Source organism: Rhodobaculum claviforme, from assembly GCF_016653255.1.
Lineage (GTDB): Bacteria > Pseudomonadota > Alphaproteobacteria > Rhodobacterales > Rhodobacteraceae > Rhodobaculum > Rhodobaculum claviforme.
Genome location: NZ_NHSD01000235.1, coordinates 1 through 6,044 on the forward strand (window position 1 = coordinate 1; position 6,044 = coordinate 6,044).

5 protein-coding genes are annotated in these 6,044 nt (G+C 74.2%); 2 read left to right on the forward strand and 3 right to left on the reverse strand.

Annotated features, from left to right (window positions below):
- Positions 1-134 precede the first annotated feature (134 nt).
- Entirely contained in the window at positions 135-1,745 is a 1,611-nt protein-coding gene (locus CCR87_RS08500; protein ID WP_201157102.1) for a GMC family oxidoreductase, read from the forward strand.
- Positions 1,746-2,049: 304 nt separating this feature from the next.
- Complete coding sequence (locus CCR87_RS08505; RefSeq protein ID WP_201157103.1) at positions 2,050-2,760, forward strand: outer membrane protein; 711 nt, start codon at positions 2,050-2,052, stop codon at positions 2,758-2,760.
- A gap of 36 nt (positions 2,761-2,796) precedes the next feature.
- Here the strand turns inward: CCR87_RS08505 and CCR87_RS08510 are convergent, their stop codons facing one another.
- From CCR87_RS08510 to CCR87_RS08520, 3 genes are all read right to left on the reverse strand, one after another.
- Positions 2,797-3,084 carry a hypothetical protein gene (locus CCR87_RS08510; RefSeq protein ID WP_201157104.1) on the reverse strand — a complete coding sequence of 96 codons (288 nt, stop codon included), beginning with the start codon at positions 3,082-3,084 and terminating at the stop codon, positions 2,797-2,799.
- Between the two features lie 207 nt (positions 3,085-3,291).
- Positions 3,292-4,719: an FGGY family carbohydrate kinase gene (locus CCR87_RS08515; RefSeq protein WP_201157105.1), complete on the reverse strand. Its 1,428-nt coding sequence runs from the start codon at positions 4,717-4,719 to the stop codon at positions 3,292-3,294.
- A complete protein-coding gene (locus CCR87_RS08520) occupies positions 4,716-5,939 on the reverse strand; it encodes an NAD(P)/FAD-dependent oxidoreductase (RefSeq protein ID WP_201157106.1) in 1,224 nt (407 codons plus the stop codon). Before CCR87_RS08520 ends, CCR87_RS08515 begins: the two co-directional genes overlap by 4 nt.
- Positions 5,940-6,044: the final 105 nt, after the last annotated feature.

A 6,044-nucleotide genomic window follows, 5' to 3' on the forward strand; every position in this document is an offset into this window, starting at 1 on the left:
GCCGGAGATACGACGAGCCCGCAGCGCGCCCACCCACAGGGGAACAGGCGCCGGAGAACACCCACCGGGGGCCGCGCCCTTGCACCCCGCCGCGCCCCCGGCCACACTGCCCCACGACCGGAGGGGGGACGTTCATGCGCGATCACGGGACCTTCGACTACATCATCGTGGGCGCGGGCTCGGCCGGGTGCGTGCTGGCCAACCGGCTGTCGCAGGACCCCGCCACCCGCGTGCTGCTGCTGGAGGCGGGCGGCACCGACCGCTACCACTGGGTACATATCCCGGTGGGGTATCTCTATTGCATCGGCAACCCGCGCACCGACTGGTGTTTCCGCACCGCCCCCGAGGCGGCCCTGGGCGGGCGCAGCCTGCTGTATCCGCGCGGGCGGCTGCTGGGGGGGTGTTCGTCGATCAACGGCATGCTGTATCTGCGCGGACAGGCGGCGGATTACGACGGCTGGCGGCAGATGGGCTGCACCGGCTGGGGCTGGGACGACGTGCTGCCGCATTTCCTGACGACCGAGGACCACCACGCCGGTGCCGTCGCGGGCGCCCATGGCGCGGGCGGCGGGTTGCGGGTCGAACCCCAGCGCCTGCGGTGGGAGGTGCTGGACGCCTGGCGCGACGCGGCGGTGGCGGCGGGCCTGCCCGAAACGGCGGACTTCAACCTCGGTGACAACGAAGGCGTGGGGTATTTCCAGGTCAACCAGCGGCGCGGCCTGCGCTGGTCGGTGGTGCGCGGCTTCCTGCGCCCCGCGATGGGGCGGCCCAACCTGACGGTGCTGACCCACGCCCAGGCCGAGGGGCTGGTGCTGGACGGCCGCCGCGTGACCGGCGTACGGTTCGACCACCGCGGCCCCGCGCGCGCCACGGCGGGGCGCGAGGTGATCCTGGCCTCGGGGGCCATCGGCTCGCCGCATCTGATGCAGGTCTCGGGGCTGGGACCGGCGGCGGTGCTGCGCGCGGCGGGCGTGGAGGTCGCCCACGACATCCCCGGCGTGGGCGAGAATTTGCAAGACCACCTCCAGATCCGCTGCGCCTATCGCGTCAGCGGGACCAGGACGCTGAACACCATGGCGAATTCCCTGTGGGGCAAGGCGATGATCGCGCTGGAATACGCGCTGCGGCAATCCGGGCCGATGTCGATGGCGCCCAGCCAGCTCGGCGCGTTCGCCCGCTCCGGGCCCGAGGTCGCGACGCCGGATCTGGAATACCACGTCCAGCCCGTGACCCTCGAGGCGTTCGGCCAGGCGCCGCATGACTTCCCCGCCATCACCGCATCGGTCTGCCACCTGCGCCCCGAAAGCCGCGGCCATGTGCGCCTGACCGGCCCCGACCCCCGCAGCGCCCCGGAGATCGCGCCCAACTACCTCTCCACCGAGGGCGACCGCCGGATCGCCGCCCGCGCCATCCGCCTGACACGCCGGATCATGGCGCAACCCCCCCTTGCGCGCTTTGCCCCGCAGGAGTTCAAGCCCGGCCCCGATTTCCAGACCGACGCGGAGCTGGCGGCGGGCGCGGGGCAGATCGCCTCCACCATCTTTCACCCGGTGGGGACCGTGCGCATGGGCACCGACGCGGGCGCGGTGCTCGATCCGCGGCTGCGGGTGCGCGGGGTGGCGGGGCTGCGGGTGGTCGATGCCTCGGTGATGCCGCGCATCGTGTCGGGCAACACCCAGGCCCCGGTCATCATGATCGCCGAGAAGGCCGCCGCCATGATCCGCGAGGACGCCCGCGCGGGCTGACCGCACGCATTGGCCGCGCGGCGGGTCGTGCTGGCGGTCGTGCGGCCGGTCGTGCTGGCGCACCGGACGGGCGCACCGGACAGGCGCACCGGACTGGCACACCGGACGGGCGCAGGCTTGCCCGCCCTGCGGGAACGACCACCGCGACCACCCATGCCGTGGGTTGTATCCAAAAGCCGCACCGAACGTGACCGGGCCGACACATTCGGCGCCCGACCAATGCCCCCCGGGAGGCACATCTTTTCTTCACCCTGGCACCTGCGCTATCGGACGTAACGCTAACAACCGTGTACAGGAGTATGATATGAAAAGGTTTATCGGACTGGGCGCACCGGTTCTGGCGGCCGCGATGGCGATGGCGCCGGCGGCCTCGGCGCAGGGGCTGTCGGACGGATGGGCCGGGGCCTGGGTCGGCGGCGCGCTGGGTGCGGGCAGCACCAACTACAGCCTGCGCGGCAGCGCCGTGGAGAACGGGTCCACGCTGGGCACGCTGCGGCTGCCGGACTTCGGCGGCGAGGGCGGCCTGGTGTCGCTGTCGGGCGGCTATGACTTTGCGGTGTCGGACACCGTGGTGATGGGTCTGATGGCCGACATCACCGCGACCGGGATCAACAACCGCGCCAACCTCAACGCGGACGGCATCAGCTTCAACTACAAGCTGCGTCCGCGCACGATCTATTCGGCGGCGGGGCGTGTGGGCCTGATGACGTCGGACTCCACGATGGTCTATGGCTTGCTGGGTGTCAGCCAGGCGCGGTTCCGCGCCAGCGGGTCGGCGACCGCCGGCACCGACACGCTGCTGGATGGCGGCTACAAGTGGAAGCAGAGCGGCCCGGTCATCGGCGCGGGCATCGAGACCCGGCTGGCCGACAACATGACCCTGCGGATGGAGTACCGGTACTACCGTCTCGGCACGCAGAACATCATCAACGAGCAGTTCCTGGGCACCACCCTTGACGCCGGATCGCGCACCAGCATCCAGACGGTGCAGGCCGGGGTCAACTGGCGCTTCTGACACACGGCGCGCCCTCCGCTGCGGGGGGCGCGTCCCTCAACCCCGGCTGCGGCGGGCGCGGCGGCGTTGCAGCTTGCGCATGCCCATGGTCGCACAGGCCGCCGAGGCCGGAAGCACCACGATCGATCCCAGCGTGGCCCAGGCCAGCCCGTCGTGATCCAGCGAATAGGTGGTCACCCACACCAGCGCCACCAGCCCCGACACCAGCGCCAGCCCCAGCCCGACCGCCGCGCGTGCCGACAGCCAGCGCGCCACCGCCCAGCCCCCCGCCGTCCCCGCCAGCGCACTGGTCGTACCCAGCACAAGCACACTCACCCAGGTCATCACGGCGGCATCTCCCGTTGTTGTGCGGCCCCGGGGCGACAGGGCCAACGCGGTGCAGGAATGGGGCGGAGCAACGGTGCACACGCGGCGGCGGATCGGGCCCAAGGCCCGGCATCCGACACCAATACTCAACGGACAGCCCGGAACATTAACCTAAAGTTGAGCCCGATCAACCCCCCCCCCCGCGACGGGCCGCGACGGGCCGCGTCAATCCGCCGGGGCACCATAGGCGGCGATGCTGGCACGGGCGTCGGCGAAGCGGGCGCGCCAGTGGGCGGGCTGGGGGGCCGGCGCAACCATCTGCCCGCCCGGCGCCAGGGCCAGCGCGGCGCCCGCGCCATGGGCCGCCAGCGCGGCACAGCCCACCGCCGTCAGCTCCGCCTCGTGGGACACGATGACCGGGCGCGCCAGCGTATCGGCCAGGAACCGCACGAACGCCGGGTTGCCCGACAGCCCGCCATCGATGCGCACCGCACCGTCCAGCGGCTGCAGCGCGGCGATGCTCTCGATCACCTCGGCGGTGCGAAAGGCGATCCCCTCCAGCACCGCGCGGGCCATGTCGCGCGGCCCGCAGCCCAGGTCGAGGCCGAGGAACCCGCCCCGCGCATCGCGCCGCCAATGCGGGCACGCCAGCCCCGCCAGCGCGGGCACGAACACCACCCCGCGCGCGATGGCGGGCGGGCCGTCGAACGCCGCGATCTGGTCCCAGTCCGAAAACAGCCCCAGCCCGCGCGCCCAGTTCACCGCCGCCCCGGCGGCATAGACCCCCCCCTCCAGCGCATAGCCCGGCGCCGCACCCGCCAGCGCCCAGGCCACGGTGGGCAACGGCCCCTGCCCCGCCGCCGCCCGCGCCGCCGTGGGGCACAGCGCGAACGCCCCGGTGCCGAAGGTCACCTTGGCCTGGCCCGGCGCGCGCGCCCCGTGGCCGTACAGCGCCGCCTGCTGGTCCACCACGCTGGCCGTCAGCGCCAGCCCGCGCGCGGTTCCCAGATCGCCGGTGGTGGGCGCGATCGGCGGCAGGCACGCGCGCGGCACCCCGAACAGCGCGCACAGATCGGCGTCCCAGTCGAGCCGGTCCAGATCCATCAGCGACGTACGCGACGCCGTGGTCGGGTCGGTCGCGCACCGCCCCGTCAGCCGGTGGCGAAAGAACGCGTCCGTCGTGCCCAGCCGCAGCCGCCCCGCCGCCGCCAGCGCCCGCGCCCCCGGAAGATGCGCCAGGCACCACGCCAGCTTGGACGCCGAGAAATACGCATCCAGCGGCAGCCCCGCGCGCGCCAGCGTCAGCGCCTCGGCCCCGTCGGCGGCCAGCCGGGCACAGGTGGCGGCGGTACGGTCGTCCTGCCACACGATCACCGGACCCAGGGCGCGCCCGGTGGTGGCGTCCCACGCCAGGCAGCTTTCGCCCTGATTGGCCAGCCCCGCGGCCTGCGCCCCCGCCGCCCGCCCCAGATCGAGGCACGCCGCCACATGCGCCAGCAGCTCCTCGGGGTCGTGTTCGACATGGCCCGGCGCGGGATGATGCTGGCGGTGGACGAAGCTGCCCAGCAGGCGCGCGCCGCTGTCCTCCACCAGGATCGCACGGGTGGAGGTCGTGCCCTGGTCGATGGCCAGGAACCGTGGGCGCGCGCTCATCCCGCACCCTCGTCAAAGACGACCGAGACGGCGCGGCCATCGGCGGGCGGCAGCGGCAGGAACAGCCGACGCTCGGGGCGGGCCGACAGGCTGCGGCCCGCGACCTCGTGGCCCGCGACGCGCAGCGACAGCCGCCCGCGCGCGGGCCGCGCCATCCGCAGGATCAGCCGGTCCAGCGCCGCGCCCGCGGGGTCCGACAGCCGCAACGGCGTGGCATAGGCCAGCGGCCCCGACAGCAGGATGCGCCCCTGCCCCGGCGGCGGCAACGCCCCGCGCAACCCGCGCGCGATGGACTGCGCGATGCGGCGGCCCTCGTGCCAGCACCAGCCCGCCGTCTCGACCGGATGCAACAGGTTTCCGGCGGCGAAATAGGCCGGGTCCGACAGCCGCCCGTGGGCGTCCACCTCCGGCCCGCCGGTGGCGGGGTCGCGCGCCAGGTGGCTGCCGGCCAGCAGGGAGGCCTCGGGGCGGAACCCGCCCGACACGATCAGCCCGTCCGCCGCGATCCGCCGCCGCCCGGACGGCGTGTCCAGCACCACCCCGGTGACGCGGGCGCCGCCCTCGATGGCCGCGACGGTGGTGGCGTAATGCACGGGGATGCCAAGCGCGCGCGGCAGCGCCGCGGCGGGCCAGCGCGCGACGGTGCGGGGGCCGGGCTCGATCATCGCCACCGGGCGGATGGCATGTGCGCGGCACGTCAGGATGGCCGAGAACGCCACCATCTCGGTGCCCAGGATCGCCGGACGGCGGAACGGCGCCACCCCCGCCAGATGCACCATCCCCTGCAACGCCCCGGTGGAGGTGACCCCCCCCGGCCTGGTGCCGCCGATCAGCCGGGCCGCCCGCGTGCCCTCGCGCACCCCGGTCGCCAGCAGCACCGCGCGCGCGTGCCATGTCGCAGGGCCTGCGTCCGATGTCACCGCGACCACTCCGCCGGGGTGCAGCGCGGTGACCGAGGTGGCGGCGCGGATCTCCACGCCCGCCGCCCGCGCCTGGGCAACCAGACGGCGGGCATAGGTGGGACCGGTCATCAGCCGCCCGAATTCGCGCAGGCCATAGGGCGGGTGGGCACAGTGGCGCGGGATGCCGCCGGGGGTGTCCTCGCGCTCCAGCACCACCACGCGCGCAACGCCAAGGCCCCGCAGCGCGATCGCCGCCGACAGCCCCGCCGGGCCGGACCCGACGACCAGAACATCGGCCTCGGGGACCTCGGCATCCATTGTCGCGGCACCCGTCATCCGAGGGCCCCGCATCGGAGGGCCCGGCATCGCGGCGCCACGGCGGCGCGGGCCGCGCGGCGGGGGGCTGTCGGCTGATGTGCGGCG